The sequence below is a fragment of the Dokdonella sp. genome (assembly GCF_019634845.1).
Lineage (GTDB): Bacteria > Pseudomonadota > Gammaproteobacteria > Xanthomonadales > Rhodanobacteraceae > Dokdonella_A.
The window spans coordinates 135,197-156,749 of the sequence record NZ_JAHCAQ010000001.1; the positions used below are offsets into that span (position 1 = coordinate 135,197).

At 68.6% G+C, this 21,553-nt stretch carries 16 protein-coding genes; 5 read left to right on the forward strand and 11 right to left on the reverse strand.

Annotated elements, in window-relative coordinates; all coding sequences use genetic code 11:
- Positions 1-57: 57 nt before the first annotated feature.
- The 3 genes from KF903_RS00560 to KF903_RS00570 are packed head-to-tail and all read left to right on the forward strand — an operon-like array spanning position 58 to position 2,098.
- Positions 58-1,356 (forward strand): YihY family inner membrane protein, encoded by a 1,299-nt coding sequence (locus tag KF903_RS00560; RefSeq protein WP_291209741.1) that lies wholly within the window; start codon positions 58-60, stop codon positions 1,354-1,356.
- Positions 1,353-1,832: a TlpA disulfide reductase family protein gene (locus KF903_RS00565; protein WP_291209743.1), complete on the forward strand. Its 480-nt coding sequence runs from the start codon at positions 1,353-1,355 to the stop codon at positions 1,830-1,832. Before KF903_RS00560 ends, KF903_RS00565 begins: the two co-directional genes overlap by 4 nt.
- Positions 1,832-2,098, forward strand: a complete 267-nt coding sequence (locus KF903_RS00570; RefSeq protein ID WP_291210033.1) for an acylphosphatase — start codon at positions 1,832-1,834, stop codon at positions 2,096-2,098. Before KF903_RS00565 ends, KF903_RS00570 begins: the two co-directional genes overlap by 1 nt.
- A 23-nt stretch (positions 2,099-2,121) precedes the next feature.
- Here KF903_RS00570 and KF903_RS00575 read toward each other — a convergent pair whose 3' ends face one another.
- Positions 2,122-2,598 (reverse strand): hypothetical protein, encoded by a 477-nt coding sequence (locus KF903_RS00575; RefSeq protein WP_291209745.1) that lies wholly within the window; start codon positions 2,596-2,598, stop codon positions 2,122-2,124.
- A gap of 97 nt (positions 2,599-2,695) precedes the next feature.
- The gene (gene kbl, locus KF903_RS00580) at positions 2,696-3,889 is read right to left on the reverse strand and encodes a glycine C-acetyltransferase (RefSeq protein WP_291209747.1); all 1,194 of its coding nucleotides are present in this window, start codon (positions 3,887-3,889) and stop codon (positions 2,696-2,698) included.
- Between the two features lie 144 nt (positions 3,890-4,033).
- Between kbl and KF903_RS00585 the strand changes: the two genes are divergently transcribed.
- Positions 4,034-4,339 carry a hypothetical protein gene (locus KF903_RS00585; RefSeq protein ID WP_291209749.1) on the forward strand — a complete coding sequence of 102 codons (306 nt, stop codon included), beginning with the start codon at positions 4,034-4,036 and terminating at the stop codon, positions 4,337-4,339.
- A 123-nt stretch (positions 4,340-4,462) separates the two neighbouring features.
- On the forward strand, positions 4,463-6,679 hold the full coding sequence (locus tag KF903_RS00590; RefSeq protein WP_291209750.1) for a M3 family metallopeptidase: 2,217 nt from the start codon (positions 4,463-4,465) through the stop codon (positions 6,677-6,679).
- Between the two features lie 213 nt (positions 6,680-6,892).
- On the opposite strand, the gene KF903_RS00595 is transcribed toward KF903_RS00590, so the two are convergent.
- The 9 genes from KF903_RS00595 to dnaE all read right to left on the reverse strand — a co-directional run bounded on the left by KF903_RS00595 (position 6,893) and on the right by dnaE (position 21,540).
- Positions 6,893-7,978: a serine hydrolase gene (locus KF903_RS00595; RefSeq protein ID WP_291209752.1), complete on the reverse strand. Its 1,086-nt coding sequence runs from the start codon at positions 7,976-7,978 to the stop codon at positions 6,893-6,895.
- Positions 7,979-7,999: 21 nt separating this feature from the next.
- Positions 8,000-11,965 (reverse strand): G8 domain-containing protein, encoded by a 3,966-nt coding sequence (locus KF903_RS00600; RefSeq protein ID WP_291209753.1) that lies wholly within the window; start codon positions 11,963-11,965, stop codon positions 8,000-8,002.
- A gap of 11 nt (positions 11,966-11,976) precedes the next feature.
- Complete coding sequence (locus KF903_RS00605; protein ID WP_291209755.1) at positions 11,977-13,113, reverse strand: BBP7 family outer membrane beta-barrel protein; 1,137 nt, start codon at positions 13,111-13,113, stop codon at positions 11,977-11,979.
- Positions 13,114-13,409: 296 nt separating this feature from the next.
- Complete coding sequence (locus KF903_RS00610; protein ID WP_291209757.1) at positions 13,410-14,825, reverse strand: hypothetical protein; 1,416 nt, start codon at positions 14,823-14,825, stop codon at positions 13,410-13,412.
- Between the two features lie 8 nt (positions 14,826-14,833).
- Positions 14,834-16,036: an acyltransferase gene (locus KF903_RS00615; RefSeq protein WP_291209759.1), complete on the reverse strand. Its 1,203-nt coding sequence runs from the start codon at positions 16,034-16,036 to the stop codon at positions 14,834-14,836.
- 28 nt (positions 16,037-16,064) lie between these two features.
- Positions 16,065-16,190, reverse strand: a complete 126-nt coding sequence (locus KF903_RS00620) for a hypothetical protein (RefSeq protein ID WP_291209761.1) — start codon at positions 16,188-16,190, stop codon at positions 16,065-16,067.
- Positions 16,191-16,425: 235 nt separating this feature from the next.
- Entirely contained in the window at positions 16,426-16,758 is a 333-nt protein-coding gene (locus KF903_RS00625) for an IS30 family transposase (protein WP_291209763.1), read from the reverse strand.
- Between the two features lie 110 nt (positions 16,759-16,868).
- Entirely contained in the window at positions 16,869-17,828 is a 960-nt protein-coding gene (locus tag KF903_RS00630) for an acetyl-CoA carboxylase carboxyltransferase subunit alpha (protein ID WP_291209764.1), read from the reverse strand.
- A gap of 208 nt (positions 17,829-18,036) precedes the next feature.
- Positions 18,037-21,540: a DNA polymerase III subunit alpha gene (dnaE, locus tag KF903_RS00635; RefSeq protein WP_291209766.1), complete on the reverse strand. Its 3,504-nt coding sequence runs from the start codon at positions 21,538-21,540 to the stop codon at positions 18,037-18,039.
- Between the last annotated feature and the right edge of the window lie 13 nt (positions 21,541-21,553).

The following is a 21,553-nucleotide window of genomic DNA, read 5'->3' on the forward strand; positions in this document are numbered from 1 at the left end:
GCGCTCCGACCCGCGCTGCGCTGGGGCCGGCATGCGGCAATCTGCTAGGCTCGCGGCATGCTTGAGCCGCTGCGGCAGTTTGCCAGAACCCTGCGCGATCGCGAGCGCGTGCTGGCGTTCCTGCGCTTCACCTGGACGCGATTCGTCGAGGACGGCTGCATGCAGACCGCCGGCGCGCTGGCCTACACCACGGTGTTCGCGCTGGTGCCGCTGACGGCGGCCGGACTCGGCATCCTCGCCGCCTTTCCGGGCTTTGCCGACTGGCGCGGGCGCCTGACGGCGTGGGTGTTCGACAATTTCGTGCCGGCGGCCGGCAGCACGGTGCAGGGCTACATCACCGAGTTTGCCGACAACGCCAGCAAGGCCACCGTGGTGGGCGTGCTCGTGCTGCTGTTCAGTGCGATCGCACTGATGATGAGCATCGAGGATGCGTTCAACCGCATCTGGCGGGTGTCCGGGTCGCGCAGCGCGGGTGCGCGCTTCCTCGTGTACTGGGCCGCGCTGACGGCCGGCCCTTTGCTGCTGGTGGCGGCGCTCGCGGTGAGCTCGTACCTGTTTGCGCTGCCGTTCATCGACGCCGCCGAGGCGCAGTATTCGATCAAGGCCCACGTGTTGTCGGCACTGCCGACCCTGATCGTGTTCGCCGCGCTCGTTTCGGCCTACGTGGTCATTCCCAACCGCAGCGTGCGCCTGCGTTATGCCGTGGTCGGCGCGCTCATCGCGGCCGTGCTGTTCGAGGCGGCCAAGCGCGGCTTTGCGCTGTATGCGACCCAGTATGCGAGCTACCAGCAGATCTACGGCGCGCTGGCGATGGTGCCGATCTTCATCCTGTGGATCTACCTGTCGTGGCTCGTCGTGCTGCTGGGGGCCTCGATCACGGCTTCGCTCGGCGCGTTCGAATACCGCGCGCAGGCACAGCGCCTGCCCGCCGGGCAGGAATTCGCCGGCCTGCTGCGCGTGCTCGGCCACTTCGCTGCCGCGCAGCGTGACGGGCGCGGCCTGCATCGCAGCGCCCTGCTGCGCAACGAGCCATTCCTGACCGATGACCTGCTGCAGCGCTATCTCGGTGATCTGCAGCGCGCCGGCGTGATCCGCCGCAGCGAGGTCGGCGAGTGGGTGGTGGCACGCGACCTGGCCACGGTGACGCTGGCCGAACTGTACGAGGACGGCCGCTATCGCCTGCCGCTGCATGGCGCCGACCCCAACGGACTGGTCGCCGGTCCGGCGACGCCGCTGCTGGACGCGCTGGGCACGCACGCCGACCAGGTGCTGCAGGTGCCGTTGGCGGCGCTGTTCCCGCTGCCACCGCGCGGGGTGGCATCATCGCCGTCCACCACGATCGCGGAGTCCACATGAAATCCCTGTTGCGTGCCATGCTGCCGTGCGCGCTGCTGGTCGCGGCTGCAGTCGGCGCGGCCGGCGCGGCCCGGCCGCAGCTCAAGATCACCACGCTCGACGGCCACGGCTTCGACCTCGCCGCGCAGCGCGGCAAATGGGTCATCGTCAACTACTGGGCCACCTGGTGCTCGCCCTGCATCAAGGAGATGCCCGACCTGTCGGCCTTCGTCGCCGCGCACGACAACGTGGCCGCGATCGGCCTGGCCTGGGACGATGTCGAGCGCAGCGAACTGGAGCAATTCGTGGCCAGCCATCCGGTGGTCTATCCGCTGGCGCAGGTCGACCTCGACCATCCTCCGGCCGACTTCCCCGCGCCGCGCGGCTTGCCGGTCACCTACGTGATCGCGCCCGACGGCAGCGTGGCCAAGACCTTCACCGGGCCGATCGACGGCAAGGACCTCGCCGGCGTGATCGAGGTGGGCAAGACACGGTGATCGCGGCGCGGCGCTATGTCGTGGCGGGTCGCGTGCAGGGCGTGCACTTTCGCGCTGCCACGCGCGCGCAGGCGCTGGCGCTCGGCATCGCGGGCCACGCGCGCAACCTCGCCGATGGCCGCGTCGAGGTCATCGCCGAAGGCAGTGCGGCCGCGCTGGCGCAGTTGGCGGACTGGCTGCAGCACGGGCCGCCGACCGCGCGCGTCGCTGCGGTCGATGCCGAGGAGATTGCCGCGGCCGGGCGCAGCGGGTTCAGCGAACGGTGAGCCGCGGCGCCGGCGCGCCCGCTTCAATGATCGGACTTGGCGAGCCCGAAGCTGAAACCCGATTTCATGATCGCAGCGACGCGCTCGGCCAGTGACTTGGGCGTGGAGGGCGGCGGTGTCGGTGCCGGCTCGGGTGGCGGCGGCGGTACCTGCCAGGACACATGATGGTCCTGCGCACGCTGCAGGCAGTGCATCGAATCGATCGCAAGGCGGTTCCAGGCCGCCCAGTGCGCGGCCGGCACGAGCACCCAGCCCGGCTTGCCCGGGGGTGGTTCGTCGGGCTTGAGCGGGTCGAAGCCGGTGCTGCCGGGCAATGCCAGCGCCTGCGTGAGCGCGCGCCCGGCGACGCGGAAGGCGACGCTGTTGCGATACAGGATCACGAAGGGATGGTGCTCGAACAGCAGGCCATGGTGCATCGCGATGCGCCCGAGCCGCACACGCTCATCGCGGCGCTGCAGGTATGAGGCCAGATAGTCGAACTGGGTCCGTGCGTTGGCCATGACTCGCCCCCCTGACGAGCACTTGACGGACCTACTCTAGCAAAGCAGGCCCGCAGCGGCCGGGCCTGACGCACATTTTGACGGACCGGGCTCGCGCTCAGCCGGCCTTGAGCACGCCGAGCTTGCGCCCGACCTTGATGAAGGCCGCGACGGCATGGTCGATCTGCTCGCGACTGTGCGCCGCGCTCATCTGGGTGCGGATGCGGGCCTGGCCTTGCGGTACCACGGGGTAGAAGAAGCCGATCACGTAGATGCCTTCGGCCAGCAGTTCATCGGCGAACCGCTGCGCGAGCTTGGCGTCACCGAGCATGACCGGCACGATCGGATGGCGGCCCGGCTTGAGGTCGAAGCCGGCCTCGCTCATGCGCTCGCGGAAATACGCCGCGTTGGCATTGACGCGATCACGCAGCGCGCTGCCCGTGGACAGCATCTCGAAAACCTTGATCGAGGCCGCGACCAGCGGCGGCGGCAGCGTGTTCGAGAACAGGTAGGGCCGCGAGCGCTGGCGCAGCAGGTCGATGATCGCCTGGCGACCGGTGGTGAAGCCGCCCGAGCCGCCGCCGAGCGCCTTGCCCAGCGTCGACGTGAACACGTCGACCTCGTCCATCACGCCATGCAGCTCGGCCGAACCGCGCCCGTGCGGGCCGACGAAGCCGGTTGCGTGCGAATCGTCGACCATCAGCAGGGCGTTGTATTTCTTCTTCAGCGCGACGATCTCGTCAAGACGGGCAATGAAGCCATCCATCGAGAACACGCCATCGGTGGCGATGAGACGCGTGCGCTTGCCTTGCGTCTCCTGCAGGTGCCGTTCCAGCTCCGCCATGTCGCTGTTGGCATAGCGGCGGCGCTCGGCCTTGCACAGGCGGATGCCGTCGATGATCGAGGCATGGTTGAGCGCATCGGAAATGACCACGTCGTCCTCGCCGAGCAGAGTCTCGAACAGGCCGCCGTTGGCGTCGAAGCAGCTCGTGTAGAGGATCGCGTCGTCGCTGCCGAAGAAGCGGGCGATGGTTGCCTCGAGCTGCTTGTGCAGATCCTGGGTGCCGCAAATGAAGCGCACCGAGGCGAGCCCGAAGCCATGGCTGTCGAGCGCGGCCTTGGCCGCCGCGATGATGTCGGGATGGTCGGCCAGGCCCAGGTAGTTGTTGGCGCAGAAGTTGAGCACCTGCTGGCCGTTGGTGCGGATCTGCGCCGCCTGCGGCGTGGTGATCACGCGCTCGGTCTTGTACAGGCCCTGGTCGCGGATCGAGTCGAGTTCGCGTTCAAGGCGCGGGCGGGCGGCGTAGTCCATGGTGGTTCCGGCAGCAGTGGAGGGCGCCATTGTCCGCCATCGTCGCCGCCACGTCAGCCGCGGCGGTTGCCGACGGCGGTGCCGGCAGCCACTATCGCAGGCTGGGGCACGCGGCCGCGTGTCGATCGTGGGCGAATGGAGGGCATGATGGTCATCAAACGCATCGGGGTACTCAAGGCCGGCATTTTCCAGGGCTGCTTCCTGGCTTTGTTCGGCTTGCTGTTCGGGGTGATGGCATTGGTGTTCGGCACGATGTTCGGGGGCGTGCTCGGCGCTGCCGGCAATCACGGCGGAGCCGGTCTGGGCATGGGCTTCATCGGTGGCATTGGCGCGTTGATCTTCCTGCCGATCATGTACGGCGTGATGGGCTTCATCGGCGGCATCATCGCCGCGGCGCTGTACAACCTCGTGGCCGGCATCGTCGGCGGTCTGGAAATCGACGTTGACTAGCAGCGTTGCACGCTGCGGCAGGCCGGGCCACGGACGGCCCGGCGGCCATGCCTTTCGTCACGGGCCTTGGGTGTGGGCTTCTTGTACGCTCACCGGTTCCTGACGACTGGGAACTTCGGCATCATGAAACAAGCACTCTCGGTGGCATTGGCGGCAGCGCTCGCCACTTTCGCGCTGGCTGCGTGCCAGGCGCCGACCAAACCCGACCAGGCCGCCGCGGCGACGGTGCCGGTTGCGCCGGAAGCGGCAGCCAATCCGCTGTTCACGCCCAGTCCGCTGGCGCTGGAATATCCGCAGTTCGACCAGATCGAGGACGTGCACTTCGGGCCGGCCTTCGATCGCGGCATGGCCGAACAGTTGCAGGAGATTGGCGCCATCGTCGATAACCCGGCGCCGCCGAGCTTCGACAACACCATCATCGCGATGGAGCGGAGCGGGCAGATCCTCAATCGCGCCACCACCGTGTTCTTCAGCCTCGTCGGTGCCGACACCAACGACGCGCGCAAGGCGATCCAGGCCGACTACTCGCCGAAGTTCGCGGCCCATCGCGACGCGATCTATCTCAATCCGAAGCTGTTCGCGCGTGTGGCCAGTCTCTACGAGCGACGCAGCCAGCTCGGTCTCGACGCCGAGGGCACGCGCCTGGTCGAGCGCTACTACGATGATTTCGTGCGCGCCGGCGCCAAGCTCGCGCCGGCCGAACAGGCACGCCTCAAGCAGATGAATGCCGAACTGGCCAGGCTCGGCACCCGCTTCAGCCAGAACGTGCTGGCCGAGGTCAATGCCTCGGCGATCGTCGTCGACAGCAGGGAAGAACTCGACGGCCTGCCGGCCGACGCCATCGCCGCCGCGGCCGAGGCGGCCAAGGCGCGCAAGCTCGACGGCAAATACGTGCTCGCGCTGCAGAACACCACCGGCCAGCCGCCCGAAACCTACCTCAGCAACCGCGCGCTGCGCCAGCGCATCCACGAGGCGTCGGTCACGCGCAACAGTCGCGGCAACGACTACGACAACACCGCGATCGTGGCGCAGATCATGAAACTGCGACTGGAGCGGGCGCAGATGCTCGGCTATCCCGACTATGCGAGCTACAGCCTCGCCAACCAGACCGCCAAGACCACCGCGGCCGTCAACAAGATGCTCGGCGAACTTGCGCCGGCAGCCGTTGCTAACGCCAGGCGCGAGGCCGCTGATCTGCAGAAGATGATCGACCGCGAGCAGAAGGCCAAGGGCACCAAGAGCTTCAAGCTCGAGCCGTGGGACTGGGCCTACTACGCGGAGAAGGTGCGCAAGGCCAAGTACGCGTTCGACGAAGCCCAGCTCAAGCCGTACCTCGAGGCGAAGAACGTGCTCGAAAACGGCGTGTTCTACGCCGCCGGCCAGCTCTACGGCCTGCGTTTCAAGCAGCGCACCGACCTGCCGGTGTACCAGCCGGACCTGCTCGTCTACGACGTGTACAACGAGGACGGCACGCAACTGGCGATCTTCATCGAGGACATGTACGCGCGTCCCTCCAAGCGTGGCGGCGCATGGATGAACGCGTACGTGCAGCAGAACCGCCTGTTCGGCACCAAGCCCGTCGTGGCCAACCATCTCAACGTACCCAAGCCACCCGCGGGTGAGCCCACGTTGTTGACCTGGGACGAGACGCGCACGATGTTCCACGAGTTCGGCCATGCGCTGCACGGCATGTTCTCCAACGTGACCTATCCGTACTTTGCCGGCACCAGCGTGCCGCGCGACTTCGTCGAGTTCCCGTCGCAGGTCAACGAGATGTGGGCCGACTGGCCAAGCGTGCTGGCCAACTACGCGCGCCACTACCAGACCGGCGCGGCGATGCCCAAGGCCCTGCTCGACAAGGTGATGGCCGCGGCCCAGTTCAACGAGGGCTTCCGCACCACCGAGTACCTCGGCGCCGCGATGCTCGACCAGAACTGGCACCAGATCCAGCAGCTTGCGGCGGTGCCGGCCGCCGCCGACGTGATGGCGTTCGAGGCCGCCGCGCTGGCCAAGGACGGCATCGCCTACGCTCCCGTGCCACCGCGTTACCGCACGCCGTACTTCAGCCACATCATGAGCGGCTATGCCGCCGGCTACTACTCCTACATCTGGTCCGAAGTGCTCGATGCCGACACCGTGGAGTGGATCAAGCAGCACGGTGGCCTCACCCGCGCCAATGGCGACCGCTTCCGCGACACGCTGCTCTCGCGCGGCGGCAGCAAGGATGCGCTCGACCTGTTCCGCGACTTCACCGGTGGCGAGCCCGACATCAAGCCGCTGCTCGAACGTCGTGGCCTGGCCGCGCCGGGCGCCAAGACCAAGGCGCCGGCCCGACACTGACAGGTGCACCGTTGCCACGGGCGCACCGGACTGGCCTCCACCGCCGCGCGGAGCGTTGCGCGCGCGGCGGAGGCAAGCACCGCGCTTCGTGCGCACGGGCGATGACGGCGCGTCCCTGCGGATGGTGACGCGCCAACTGCTGCCTGCGATGCTGCCGCCGCCGGAGGCGAGTGATCGCTGCCCGGCCCGCACGCCGCGTGCGATCGCCTGTGCCTAGGTCGGTCGGTGCGCAGAGCCGGTGGTGGGCGGCGCGCGCAGGGGTGGCGCCAGCTGCGGCCGTTGGCCACCAAGCGCGCCCTGCAACTGCGCCAGCGATTGCTCGATCGCCGCCCGCCAGGCGTCCACCGTGGCCGGATCGCTCGCCGCCTGGGCATACCAGTTGATGACGAAGGCGAAATACATCCAGCGGCCGTGGCTGTACATGCCGCCGGCGAAGCAGCGTGCGTGGAAGCCTTCGATGTCGGCGTTGCCACTCTTGCCCCAGGCGCTCGCACCGAGCGGCAGCGGGATGAGGTAGATGTAGTCGCACAGCGTGAGGATGCGGCGGAACTCCTGCAGCGTCTGTGCGTGCGCGAAGAATTCACCCTGCAATGCGCGCGCGTAGTAGCTCACGAAGTCGCCTGCCGACGAGGCCAGGCTTTGCACGTCGTTGAGGAAGGGATGGATCATCGGTTGCTGCGCCACCGCGAGCAGTTGTTCCCAGTCGAGCGAGGCGTAGTTGGGCGCGCCACACAGGTAGCCGGTCAACGCGCGTGTGCTGTCGGGCACCGACGTCCTGGCCAGGCCCGCGGCGGCGATGAAGTGGCGGATGTTGGCGACGCCGGCGGCCTTGAACACCATGTCGGTGGCGGTGTTGTCGCTGCGCAGGATCATCGCTTCGAGCGCGCTGCGCAGTGACACCATGCCGTAGAGGTCGGGTGGGTTGTAGATCGGGCTGCCGAACGACCAGATGCTCGAATCGAGAATGAGCGCGCGCTGTTCGAGTTGCGCGACCACATCGGGTGCGTCGTGCTGGCGCAAGGCCTCGCACAGGGCAAAGGTCTTGAGCGAGCTGGCGCAGAACAGGCGCCGATCGGCTTGCAATTGCGCGACGAAATCGTCGCCACCCGCCACCGCGGGAACGCGGATTTCGAACCCGACATCGCCGGGCAGGGCGGCGAAACGCGCCACGATCGATGCCGGGTCGAGCGCGGCCAGCGCGGCGTCGGCCGGTTCGGCTGCGAGCGCGGCCAGCGGCGCGGCGCCGAGGGCGGCGGCGCCGGCCTTGATGAAGTCGCGGCGGGAGCGCTTCGCTGTCACGGCTGCGCGTCCGCCGCGATCTCAACGCGCACAGAAGTCGTGCGGCAGGTCATCGGCGCGTTGCGGGCAGACATCACCTGGATAGGGCTGGCCCAGCTGCTGCAACGGGTGATCCCAGGGCGCTGCGTTCTGCACGCACTGCGCCGGTGGCCGCGGATCGGTGGCGCCGGCTTCGAGGGTCTGGAATCCGGCTGGCAGCGTGAACTTGATGCCGAAACAGCCGCCGGCAGGGCAGTCCTGGTCGGCGCCGGCCCAGGCGCACACGGCATCGTTGGCGCGATCCACGCCCACGCATTGCGACCGTGCATCGAGCGTGCAGAAGGTTCGTGGCTGGCACTTGTCCTTGCGTCCCTGATCGAACAGACCCACCGCGCCGGGCAGGTCGTCCATGCGCAGGCTGACCTCGACCACGCCCCGCGCGGTGGCCTTGTCGCCGTTGAGCCAGCGCGCGCGGCCCGGTGGCAGCGCGCCGAGGCTCTCGTCGAAGACGATCGGATTGACGCCAATGCGTGCCTTCACCATCTTGATGCTGGCCGGATCGAAATCGGTGTTCTCGCCGACGTAGAAGCGGTAGGTCTGCTCGGTGTCGGGCTTGGCGAACACGAGGAACAGGTAGTAGCTCTCACCGGGCTTGAACACGTTCACCACGCACGGTGTCGGGTCGTTGCGGCGCAGGCAGCCATCCTCGGACAACTGCCGCTTCTTCGACACCGCGGTGTCGATGTAGTAGGTGCCGTGGTTGGCCGTGAGCGAACTGCGCTGGCCGGTCTCCTGGCCCATCATGCGGATGCTGCGGGCCAGGCCATGGTCGGCGATCGGCATCTGGTTCTGCCGCCACAGCGGCACGCCGAAGCAGTCCTCGTTGGTGCAGGCGCGATTCCAGTCGCCGGAGTTCCAGTTCATGTTGCTGCCCTGCGGTGCCAGCGCGCAGGTGCCGTTGTTGGCACAGGCCGGATAGAGGACCGTGGTGACGTACTGGTACGGACTGGTGCGCGAGCTGTTGGCCGACATGCACTGGGTGGCATCGATCGGCGCGGCGAAGAAGTCGTCCTTGTTGATCACCGTGGTGTCGACGTAACCGGTCAGCGTGCCGTCATCGTCGTTGAGCACGGTCTGGCGGTCGTTGCCGGCGAAACCCGCGAACAACTTTGAGTTGTAGCTGCAGTACTGCTGTTCGACCGCATCGAAGTCGGTCATCAGGCTGCCTTCCTTGACCAGCGGCGTCACCACGAAATGACGGATGTCGACCTTGTCGAAGTACAGGTTCCTGGAATGGAACGCGGGCGGATAGTAGAAGCCATTGGGCTGCTTCCAGCCGATCGCTGCGTTGGGCATGTAGCAGCGCGCCGATGCGCCGCTGCCGACCTTGGGCAGGCCCAGCAGCGAACCGGCCAGCCATTCGCTCTGGCGCGCCCTGCGGTTGCTCATGTCGGGATCGCAGCGGCCCACCTTGTTGGCGCGGTCGACGAACGGCTTGCAGTCGTCGATGTCGAGCGTCTTGATGTTGAGGTAGGCGTTGGAGTCCTGGTAGGCCGGGCCGTCATACACGCTGAACAGGCGCTGGTACATGCCGAAATTGCTGGTCTGCACCGAGATGCCCTCGTCGATCGACAGGCAGAAATTGGGTGGCCGGTTGCCGTTGGCATCGATCGCGCAATGCAGGCCGTTCGGATTGAACGCGCTGCCGCTCGATGCATACGGATTGCCGTCCTGGGTGTGGCCGATGAACGCGCTCTTGTGCACCAGCGCCCAGTGACCGGGGATGACATCCGATTCGCTGTAGCCGCCGCCGGTGACCATCGTCAGGCCCGCCTGCTGCACGTCGGTGATGACGCTGTTGGAGACCAGATACCACTGTGGCCGCAACCAGATCGCAGCGAAGTTGAAAGCGGCCCAGTTGAACGAGGTGGTGTAGCGGTCGAGCACCGTGACCATGCAATCGGCTGGCGAGCCGGCGCTGCAGCGCGCGGGCTGCGTGCTGCAGTCCTGTGAGGTGCATTGGGTGGGAAAGTGGCCGCCGCCGGGGTCGAGCGTGGGGTAGTAGCCGGTATCGCCCTGGTTGCCGGCCAGCGGGTTCTTGACCGGTTCCAGATTGAGCGGGTGCGGCTCGGGCGCATCGCCGGGGCCGATGCCCTGGCAGGCTTCGGTGCCGGTCACGGTCTGGAACGAGGTCATCGCCGCGGCACAGGTGTTGCCGGTGAACGACTTGAGTGGAACCATGCCGGCACGATTGAGATCATGCGGATCGCCGTTGCGTGGCGCCTGCATCGATGCGTACGACGTCCATTTCATGTTGCGCGACATGCCGCTGTTCATGCTGGTCAGCCACCAGTAGCACACGCCGCAGGTGCCGGCGCCCACCGCCATGTTGTCCTCGAAATCATTCCAGCCGTTCATGATCCAGAACACCGTCGGGTGGTCGTAGTCGGAACGGAACGGCACGTTCTCGCCGATGCTCAGGTGCAGGTTGGGCGCGGCAAGGATGCCGGGAATGCGCCGCGGGTTCTGCACGTTGTCGACCGCCGCGCGCGCAAACACGCCGAGGTTGGCGATGAACTTGTTGTCGGTTTCGGTGCCGTCCTCGAGATAGAAGCCATGGCCGATCGACTTCCAGCCGACGTTGCGCTCCAGGCGCAGGTTCTGCGCGCCATGCAGCACGATCCAGCGCGTCATCGACTCGTTGACCGAGGAGTCGCGCAGGAAGGTGTCGGACGGCGCCCAACGGGTCAGGTGGAAGTGCAGCGGATAGTGGCCCATGCGGCCGCCCTGGCCGAGCTGGCGCAGCTCCACGCCCTGCATCTGGAAGCGCTTGAAGCCCTGCCGCACCACCACGTGGCCACCGAACGAATAACCCGGGCCGCTCGAGCCCAGCGTCGGTTCGGGCGGAAAGTCGGCATCGAGCGTGTCGCCACCCGAGACGATGCGGATGCTGCGCGTGAGCACGCCGACCGCGGCGCGGACCTCGGCGCCGTTGGCATGCAGCGTGGCATCGAGTCCGACACCCTGCGGCACCGTCGACAGCGCGAAGCGGATGCCATTGTGGGCGTGCTTGAGCGGCGCCTGCAGCGCAACCTGCGTGCTGCACTCGACGTCGCTGGCGACGACGGCTTCTTCGGAATGACCCGGTACGTAGTCGGTGCTGGTGACGACGATGTGATCACCGGCCTGCAGGCGCAGCGGTCGATCCAGCTTGATCTGGGTGGCGCCGATCGCGGTCGAGCCATCCAGTCGCGCCCAGCTCGAGCCGCTGCTGCTTGGCGCCGCGGCGCATTCGGGGCTGGCGTAGCTGGCGCCCTTGCGGCCGAACAACTGCAGCGTGCCGCCGTAGGATACGCCGAGCACCTTGTAGCCGAAATAGCCCTTGCCATGCGTCGGGTTGTCGGCGCCATCGAGTGGCAGCGGGGTGTAGGCGTAGAAGTAGTCGTTGCCGATGGCCGCTTCGTCGCCGTAGCGCGGGTAGCTCGCCGCCGAGGCCAGAGCCGAGATCGGTCGCGCCTGACTCACCGGCACCGGCATGCCCATCGCATCGCGATTGGCGTTCCAGATGTCGTCGGGCACGCCGCATTGACCCTTGTCATCGCTCAGGCAAGGTACGCCGCGACCCTGCCGGTTGCGGTCGCCGCCGGTCTGGTCGGCGCCCCACAGGTGGATCGCGAGCTGGCCGCCATGAGTGCCGATCGGCTCGCTCGGCGAGCCGGCGACGAGACTGCCGTCCTTCTCGACGAGGATGTTGGCGGCCCAGAACTCGATGCGCGCATCCTCGAAGCTCAGCGTGCCGCCGGCGAGTACATGCACATCGCGGAACTGATAGTTGCCCGCCTTGACCGCGCAGGGCGCGGTGACGACGAGATCGCCGCCGCTGCCGGCCTGCAGCACGCCGCCGGCGCAGGTATCGGCGTCCGCGGCGAAGGCCGGACGCGAGCCTGCAGGCAACAGCATGACCATGGCCAGGGCGAGGCCCAGCTTGAGCGTCGTTGCGGTGTTCATGGATATCCCCCTCAGAAGCTGACGGCCAAGTGCAGGTTGATGCCCTGCGCGCGCAGCCTGGAATTGTGGGCGGTGAACTGTGGTGCCAGCGGACCCGACGGCGTCGGCGCCGGGTCCTCGGTGAACGAGGTGCTCTGCGTGGGGTTGATCCGGCGGTCGACCTGGTTGCCCGGGCGCAGCACCTTGTCGGCCTGCAGCAGGCTGTAGCCCAGACCCAGCGTGGCGTGATCGCCCAGGCGCAGACCCAGCCCGAGCGCGGCTTCGCCCACCAGCGCGAACTGGCTGCGCGTGTGTCGGCCGATGTTGCTCGGTTGCGCGAAGTAGCCGCCGACGAAGGTCTCGGTGGCGCCGAACGCAGTGAAATCATTGGTCCGCAGGCTGCCCTGCACGTCGGTGGACTGCCGCATCGTGCCGGCGGCGGCCTTGAGGCTGGCCACGCCGAACCAGCGTCCCGCAGCGGCCTGCGCGCGCAGGCCGGCCTGCACGCCGTAGTAGCGGTTGCGGCTGTCGAAACGGTCGAGCGTCTGCCACACGTCGGGCTCGAAGGCGGGCAGGTAGGGACTCTCGGTGGCCAGCGTCCAGCTCTCGCGGAAATCGAGATGGCGCAGGCCGCCCAGCAGGTCGAGTTGCCAGGCCTCGTCGGCGGCGACGGTCCAGCGCAGGTCGAGCTCGGCGCCGCGCAGGCGGTCGCGCACCTCGTGGTAGGCGCTGCCGCGGTAGATCTGCGCCTGCGACAGCTCGCTGCCGGCTTCCTCGCCGGTGATGGCGTCGATGTAGGGCAGGATGAGGTCGACCGAGCCGACTTGTCCCGACGATGCCACACCGCCGCCGACGCGGCGCGACTGCAGGCCGAACGCGCTGGCCTCGATGCCCCATTGCGCATCGAACGCGTAGCCGATGCCGAGCCGTGCGCCGCGGTGCGTGCCGGTCGACAGCGCTTCGTCGCCGAGCAGCACCTGTGTGCCGGGTGCGCCGATGATGCCGTCGCTGATGATCGGGAACGGGATCGGGCTGTCGTTGAGGCGCCACGACAGCGCCTCGAGCGACACGTTCCAGGTATCCGCAGGCGCTGCCAGCGCGGCTTGCGCGGCGCATGCCGCTCCGGTCAGCGACAACAACAGGCCTGCAATCGAGTTGGGTCGGCGCATCGTGACGAGCTCCGTGTGTGGATCGGATGGCCCACCGGAGCAGCGCCGGACGCTGTGCGATCGATGCGGGTGGTCCCCTGTCCGGTACTGGAGGTCGCAATGCGCCCGCCCACCATCGAACGTGAGCTGGATCATAAAACCGTTGCCATCGGCGGCGCAAAGGCCGACAGTCCACGCCGGCAGCGCCGCGTCGCGTGGATGCCGTGCGCCAGCGCGCACGGCCACCATGGCCGCATCGCGGGTACCGGCGGTTGCGCGCCGCGTGGTGATGCTGCCGGCCATTGCGCTTGCGTGGCCTAGCGGTCCGCCGTGGCGGCAGCGCGCGTCGTGTTCGGCCCTCGCGGTGCCCGCAGCTCGACGCGCCAGCCCAGTTCGGCGAGCCGCTCGGCGGCCAGCGCAGTGGCGTCGCCCGCGATCAGCACGCGGCGGCGGCCCTCGCGCAGTGGCGCCAGCGCGAAGTAGCGTGCCGCATCATCGGTCCAGCTCAGGCGATCCACCGCCAGCGGCAGCAGCAGTTCGCCGTCATCGGCCCTGAAGGCGAACCCCGCGCCGATCGTGAGCAGGTGCCCGCCGTGCGCGTGGGCGCCCAGTGCGCTGTGCACGAGCGCCAGGCCATTGACGAGGAATCGCGCTTCGAGCTCGCTGCGTGCGCTCATCGCCAGTTCGAGGAAGGCGTCGCAACCGGTCGCGGGCTGCAGCGCATCGAGTGCATCGACCAGCGCGGTCTGCAGCGTCGGCGAGAACGCGCCGCGGCGCACGAACTGGCGCACCAGCAGCGCATCGCGGCAGTGCGCCTGCAGGCGCGTTGCGTTGCGTGCGCGCAGGTCGTCGGGCGACAGCCGCCACACGATCTCGTCGATCTGTCCACCCTTGGCGAGGATGTCGGCCCCGACGCCGCCCACGGCGTCGAGCGCGGCGCCTGCGCTGAAGCTGCCCGCGCTGCCGACCCAGGCCAACGCCACCAGCCGCTCCTGCACCTGGGGGTTGGTCGAATACGGATCGATGCCGAGGCGCCGCGCGATGTCGCGCTTGACCGTGTTGAACTTGAGTTCGCGTTTGACGTAGCGCTCGCCCTCGCGCGCGATGCGGGTGTACCAGGTCTTGCGGCGCGCGGCAGGCGCGTCAGTCGCATCGCCGTCGCGCGCCTGCGTCATCGGTCCCTGGTCGGCAGGAAACGGCTCGCCGATGTTGCCGAGCTTGCGCGCCGCACGATCGGTCAGCGACTGCGCCTGGTTGGCCTGGCGCACGAGCCGATCGCGCAGGTAGCGCGCGACGCCCACTGGCAGTCCGGTCACGGTGTCGACCGGATGCAGCGCAATGTTGACGAGCGACTCGACCGTGTGGCCGAGGCGATCGCCGGCGGCGCGCACGAACGCCTCGCTGTGGGTGGCCGCATCGAGCCGTTCGAGTGCCGGCAGCTCGGCTTCACGCTCGGTGAGCATCTCGACGCTCGGCGCCTGCAGCGTGCCCAGGCGCGTGTCGAGCGTGAAGTGCGCCATGTAGCCGCGCAGTTCGACATGCGGATCGACGCTGAAGCCCGGCCCTGACAGCAGCGCCGGCTCGATCAGCGAAGCGGCATCGACGACGGCTTCCTCCTCGGTGGCTGCGGCCGCGCCGGGCGCTGCCGCCGGCGCGCCGGCGAGCCACGCGCCCAGGAGTGCGGCGGCGACGCAGTGCAGGTGGCGCTGCGGGGACGATGATGAACGCAACACGGTGACCTTCAGCGGGAGCGCGCGGCGTCCTCGACTGGCGCAGCGGCGGGCGCGGCGATCATCTCGGTGTGGAGCTGTGGCCGCGCTGAACGCGGTCGCCCCAGGCGCAGCACCGGCAGTTCGAGCCAGCGGTAGGACAGCGCTGCGAGCAGACAGGCCAGGCCCAGCACCACCGGCAACATCCACGGCAGGCGGTAACCGCTGATCGCGTCGAAGGCGTGCGCGTTGCCGAGCCAGTGCAGGACCGGAAAGTGCCACAGGTACACGCCGAAGCTGATCAGGCCGAGCCTGCGCAGCGGCGCGTTGTCGAACAAGGCGCTGGCGACGCGGCTGCCGCGCGCGGCAGCGTAGAGCATGAGCGCGACGGCAAGCCCGGCCAGGCCGTGCCAGGTGAACAGCAGTGGGTGGCCTTCCCAATAGCTGCCGATCGTGTAGTGCGACGCCCACAGCAGGGCCGCGAGCAATGCCATGCCGCCGACGAACAACGCATCGTTGCGACCCGGATGGAGCGGGCGACCGCGGGCCACCGCGCAGGTATAGGCATAGGCGGCCAGCATGCCGGCGGCGAACTGGTCGAGCCGGCCCGGCATCTGCTCGAGCGCGATCACGCGCAGCGGCACCTCGGCGTGCGCCACCAGCGGGAACACGAGCTGCCGCCAGGCCTGGGTGACGAGGATCGCCAGCAGCGCCAGCCACCACCAGCGCCCGGGCCGCAGCCAGTATGCGAGCAGCGGCAGCAGCAGGTAGAACCCGAACTCGATCGACAACGTGTAGGTGACCGGATTGATCGGTGCGGCACCGAATGGACCGAGGTTGTTGAGCAGCAACAGGTTGCCGAGCAACTGGCCGAGCGTCGGCACGCTGCCGATGCCGGCGACGGCCGCCAGTGCGATGAGCACGGCGAGCTGCCCGTAGTAGGCCGGCAGGATGCGCTGCACGCGGCGCAGCCAGTAGGTGCGCAGCGAGGGGCGCGGTGCCGCTTCAAGCTGACGGCTCGCGTAGGGCAGGCTCAGCAGGAAGGCCGATAGCGTGAAGAAGATGTCCACGCCGGCCCAGCCCGCCGAGAACAGCGGCGTGAGATCGAGCGGTCCGAGCATGATGAGGCGGGGCGTGGCCTCGACCCACACGTGGTAGACCACCACCCACAACGCGGCGAAGCCGCGCAGGCCGGTCAGCGCGGTGAGTTCGGCATCGCGCGATTGCAACGCCATCGACCGTGCCGGCATGCGGGCGTGTCCCTCAGTCGCCACGTGCGACCACGCGCCAAGCGGGGGTGTCGCTGCCCGGGCCCGGCGCGCCCACGCGCGCCCACTCGACAGGGTCGAGGATCAGCAATGCGGTCACGGCATGGGGCAGGGGATGCATGCGCGGATCATAGCCGGCCACATCGGGCGCGCGCGTCGCCGCATCCTGCCGGTTCCGTCCACGGCGTCGCAAGAAGGCGGATTCAACGCCGAAGTGCCCCACGTTTGACGGACGCCTCGACCATGGCCTGAGGCTTGCGATCGCCTGACCGCTTGCGCTGCCCGTGGCTGAATCGACGTTCGATCGGTTGAAGCTGATCGTTCGTCACGACCGCCAGATCGCAGCCTTTGGCCAGTCACTGGCGCCGCAGACCGTGGGTATTCTCGTTGCTGCCGCGCAGCCACGACGAACAGGGGTCGGCGAACTGGCTTCTCGCCTCCAGCGCGATGTCGATCAGGGCGTGTTCGGCGAACTCGCGGCCGTTGTCCCGGCTGAGCGCATGCACGCGCCCGCGCAGCGGATACAGCGCGTGCAGGATCACCCGCATCGTCGGTTCGGCTTCGCCGTTGGCCACCCGGCGCAGACGCACGACGCCGGTCTTGCGCTCGACCAGGGTGACGATCCGCGCCGCCCCCTCGCCGATGATCGTGTCACCCGCCCGGTCGCCGACGCGACGCCGGGTTGCCAAGCCCCGGCGGGTGCTGGGCTACTTCCCGGTAACGGAAACGTTGCTGACCACCGAGCGCAAGAGAAGCCTCCCGCAGCCGCAGCCATGCGTCGGCCGTGAAGAACCGCGGCTCAGCCGCCCGTGACCGCGCCGTAGCCGCGCAGGCGCTGGTAGCGGCGTTCGATGAGGGCCGGCTCGCCGATGCGCGCGAGCTCGTCGAGCTGGTTGAGCAGGATCGCCTTGAGGCGGATCGCCATGCCGCGTGGGTTGCGGTGGGCGCCGCCGAGCGGTTCGCGGATGACCTTGTCGACGAGGCCGAACTCCTTGAGCCGCGGCGCGGTCATCGCCAGCATGCCGGCGGCATCGCGCGCGCGTTCGGGTGTCTTGAACAGGATCGACGAGCAGGCTTCGGGCGTGATCACCGAGTAGGTGCTGTACTCGAGCATGTTGGTGACGTCGCCGACGCCGATCGCGAGCGCGCCGCCCGAGCCGCCTTCGCCGATCACGCTGCAGATGATCGGCACGCGCAGGCGCGCCATCTCGAGCAGGTTGCGTGCGATCGCCTCGCTCTGGCCACGCTCCTCGGCACCGACGCCGGGGTAGGCGCCGGGGGTGTCGATGAAGGTGAGGATCGGCAGTCGGAAGCGTTCGGCCAGTTGCATGAGGCGCAGCGCCTTGCGGTAGCCCTCGGGATAGGGCATGCCGAAGTTGCGGCGGATCTTGCTCTTGGTGTCGCGCCCCTTCTGGTGGCCGATGATCACGGCGCTGCGTCCGCCGAGTCGCGCCAGACCGCCGACGATGGCGGCGTCGTTGGCATAGGCGCGGTCGCCGGCGAGCTCGTGGAACTCGTCGCACATGACCTTGACGTAGTCGAGCGTGTAGGGCCGCGCCGGATGGCGCGACATCTGCGCGACCTGCCAGGGCGTGAGATTGCGGAAGATCTCGGCGGTCTTGGCGCGCAGCTTGCCCTGCAGCGTGGCGACCTCGGCGTCGATGTCGAGCGCGTGGCCGCGGCTGGCGCTGCGCAATTCCTGCAGCTTGGCTTCCAGTTCGGCGATGGGTTGTTCGAAATCGAGGAAGTTCGGGTTCATTCGCCGTGGTTCGCGGTGGACGGGCGGCGCTGGTGGTCGGCCGGCCGCGCAAAGGGTGCAAGTATAACGACTTGCCCGTTTGGCGCAGGACTGCTGCCGGTGGCGGGCCTGGCGCCGGTGATCCTCGGCAACGGCGCGCGGTCCGATCCGGCCACACCGGCAGCGTGGCGGCCGCGGCCGCCGGCGCGGGGCGCCGCGCGGTGGCCGGTCACCCGAACACGAGTTCCGCGTCGCTGACGCCGTCGAGCCTGCGCAGCGATTCGGCGAGCGAGTGGCTGGCATGCACGCGCCACTCGGGGCCCAGTTCGAGGTCGACGTCGGCGCTGGCGTTGCGGTAGTGCAACTGCACCGGCGTGCTGCCGCCGAGATGGGCATCGAGCGCATGGCGCAGGCGCGCGGCAAAGCCGGCATCGATGCCGTTGAGGCGCAGCCGCAGCAGGCGCGCGCGCCGCGCGCAGGCCTCGTCGATGGTCAGCACCGAGTTCACGCGCAGCAGATAGCCGTTGATGTAGTCGTCGAAGCTCAGCGCGCCCTCGAACACGAGGATCGCATCGCGCGTGAGCAGGGCGCCGAACTGGAGCCATGCCTCTTCATACAGCACGGCCTCGACATGGCCGCTGGCATCCTCGATGCCGGCGAACACCCGTGCATCGCCCTGCTTGCGGATGCCGACGACGCTGCCGGCGAGCGTGAACACCGGCATCTCGGACACGCGCAGGCGACCTTCACGCGGGGGGCGGTAGTGCTTGTCGATGGCGCCGATCGCGCAGGTGGCGATGCGAGCGAACAGCTCGCGCCAGGGATCGGTCGGATGGCCCGACAGGTAATGGCCGAGCGTGTCGCGCTCGCCGGCCAGGCGCTGCGCCAAGGGCCACTCGTCGACAGTCACGGGCGGCGGCGCCAGCGCGCTCGGGACGGCGCCGAGCGCCGCGCCGAAGATGTCGAACTGGCCACTCTGCGCGTCGCGCGCGCGCTGCTCGGCGGCGCGCACGGCTTCGGGCAACTGCGCGGCCAGGCTGGCGCGGTTGGCGCCCAGGCCATCGAGCGCGCCCGCCAGCAGCAGGGCGTCGAACACGCGCTTGTTGACCTTGCCCGGATCGACGCGTGCGCAGAAATCGGCGAGGTCGCGGAAATTGCCGCCCTGCTCGCGGACGCCGACGATGTTGTCGATCGCGGCATGGCCCACGCCCTTCACCGCGCCGAGGCCGTAGCGGATCGTGCGGGCATCGATCGCCTCGAACATCCAGTTCGAGGCGTTGACGTGCGGTGGTGTGACCGTCAACGCCAGCGCGCGCGATTCGTGGATGAAATTGACGACCTTGTCGGTGCCGTCCATGTCCGCCGACAGCACCGCGGCCATGAACGCCGCCGGGTGGTGCACCTTGAGCCACGCGGTCTGGTAGGCGACCAGCGCGTAGGCGGCCGCGTGCGACTTGTTGAAGCCGTAGCCGGCGAACTTCTCCATGAGGTCGAAGATCGCGTCGGCCTTGGCTTCGTCGAGCCCGTTGGCGGCGGCGCCGGTGCGGAACTTGACGCGCTCCTTGGCCATTTCCTCGGCCTTCTTCTTGCCCATCGCGCGGCGCAGCAGATCGGCGCCGCCGAGCGAGTAGCCACCGATGATCTGCGCCATCTGCATGACCTGTTCCTGGTAGACCATGATGCCGTAGGTCTCGCGCAGGATCGGTTCGACACGCGGATCGGGATACTCGATCGCCTCGCGCCCGTGCTTGCGCGCGCAGAAGCTCGGGATCAGCTCCATCGGCCCAGGCCGGTACAGCGACACCAGCGCGATGAGGTCCTCGAACGAGTCGGGGCGCGCATCGGTGAGCAGGCGCTGCATGCCGCGCGATTCGAACTGGAACACAGCCACCGTATTGGCCTTGCGGAACAGGTCGAACACGGCGCGGTCGTCGAGCGGCAGCGCCATGATGTCGAGCGGTGGCTCGGCGCCACCCGCCGCCGCGCGCGCGGCGTTGATCGCCTTGACGGCCCAGTCGATGATCGTGAGCGTGCGCAGGCCGAGGAAGTCGAACTTGACCAGTCCGACCGCCTCGACGTCGTCCTTGTCGTATTGCGTGACCACGCCATCGCCGCCTTCCGAATACAGCGGCGCGAATTCGTGCAGCGGCCCCGGCGCGATGACCACGCCGCCGGCGTGTTTGCCGGCATTGCGGGTGAGGTCCTCGAGCTTGAGCGCGAGGTCGACGAGTTCGCGCGCCTCCTCGTCGTCGGCGTACAGATCGCGGAACTCGGCCACGATTCGCTCGGGTTCCCGCTGCGCCTTGTCCGAGCGCCCCAGCGCATCCTCGAGCGTGAGGTCGAGCGGCATGCGCGGCAGCAGCTTGGCGATGCGGTCGACTTGGCCGTAGGGCATGCCGAGCACGCGACCGGTGTCGCGCAGCACGGCCTTGGCCGCCATCGTGCCGTAGGTGATGATCTGGCTGACCCGGTCGCGGCCATACTTGCGGCTCACGTAGTCGATGACGTGGTCGCGTCGCTCCATGCAGAAGTCGACGTCGAAGTCGGGCATCGACACGCGCTCGGGGTTGAGGAAGCGTTCGAACAGCAGGCCGTAGCGCAAGGGGTCGAGGTCGGTGATGCCCAGCGCATAGGCCACCAGCGAGCCGGCGCCCGAGCCGCGGCCCGGGCCGACCGGGATGCCGTTGTCCTTGGCCCAGTTGATGAAGTCGGCGACGATGAGGAAGTAGCCGGCAAAGCCCATCTGCACGATGACGTCGAGTTCGCGCACGAGCCGCTCGCGATAGGCATCCTCGCTGCAGCCGGGTGCACACGGATGGCTGGCCAGCCGCCGTGCAAGGCCGTCCTGGGCCTGCGCGCGGATGTGACTGTCGAGCGTGTGTGGTTCGGGCACCGGGAATGCCGGCAGGTGGTAGGTGCCAAACGCAAGCTCGAGGTTGCAGCGCTTGGCCAGCTCGACCGTGTTGTGCAGCAGCTCGGGCAGGTCGGCGAAGGCCTGCGCCATCTGCGCAGGCGACTTCAGGTATTGCTCGGGCGTGTACTCGCGTGGCCGGCGCGGATCGGCGAGCACGCGCCCGGCGTGGATGCATACGCGCGCCTCGTGGGCCTCGAAGTCCTCGCGCGCGAGGAAGCGCACCTCGTTGCTGGCCACCACCGGCAGCGCCAGGCGCGCTGCGAGCTCGAGCGCGCCGGCCAGGAACGCCTCCTCGTCGGGGCGGCCGATGCGGGTGGCCTGCAGGTACAGGCGGTTGGGGAAGCGCGTGCGCCACCATCGGGCGCGTTCGAGCGCGGCCGCGTCGCGATCGGCCAGCAGCAGGCGACCGATATCGCTGTCCTGGCCGGCGATGGCGATGAGGCCGGCGTTGAGTTCGTCGAACCAGCGCGGGTCGACCAGCGCGCGTTCGCCGTGGCGATTCTCGACGTAGCTGCGCGAGACCAGCTGCGATAGCGCGAGGTACCCGGCGTGGTCCTGGCACAGCACGAGCAGGCGCTGCGGGCGTTGCGCATCGTCCTGGTCGGCCAGCCACAGGTCGCAGCCGGCGATCGGCTTGATGCCGGCGGCTTCGGCCGCGCGGTAGAACTTGACCAGCGCGAACAGGTTGCTCTGATCGGTCAGCGCCACCGCCGGCATGTCCGCGCGCGCGCAGGCCTGGACGAGCTCGCCAATGCGGATCGTCGAGTCGACCAGCGAATACTCGCTGTGGACATGCAGGTGGACGAACGAGGGATTCATGGCGGCGCCGGGG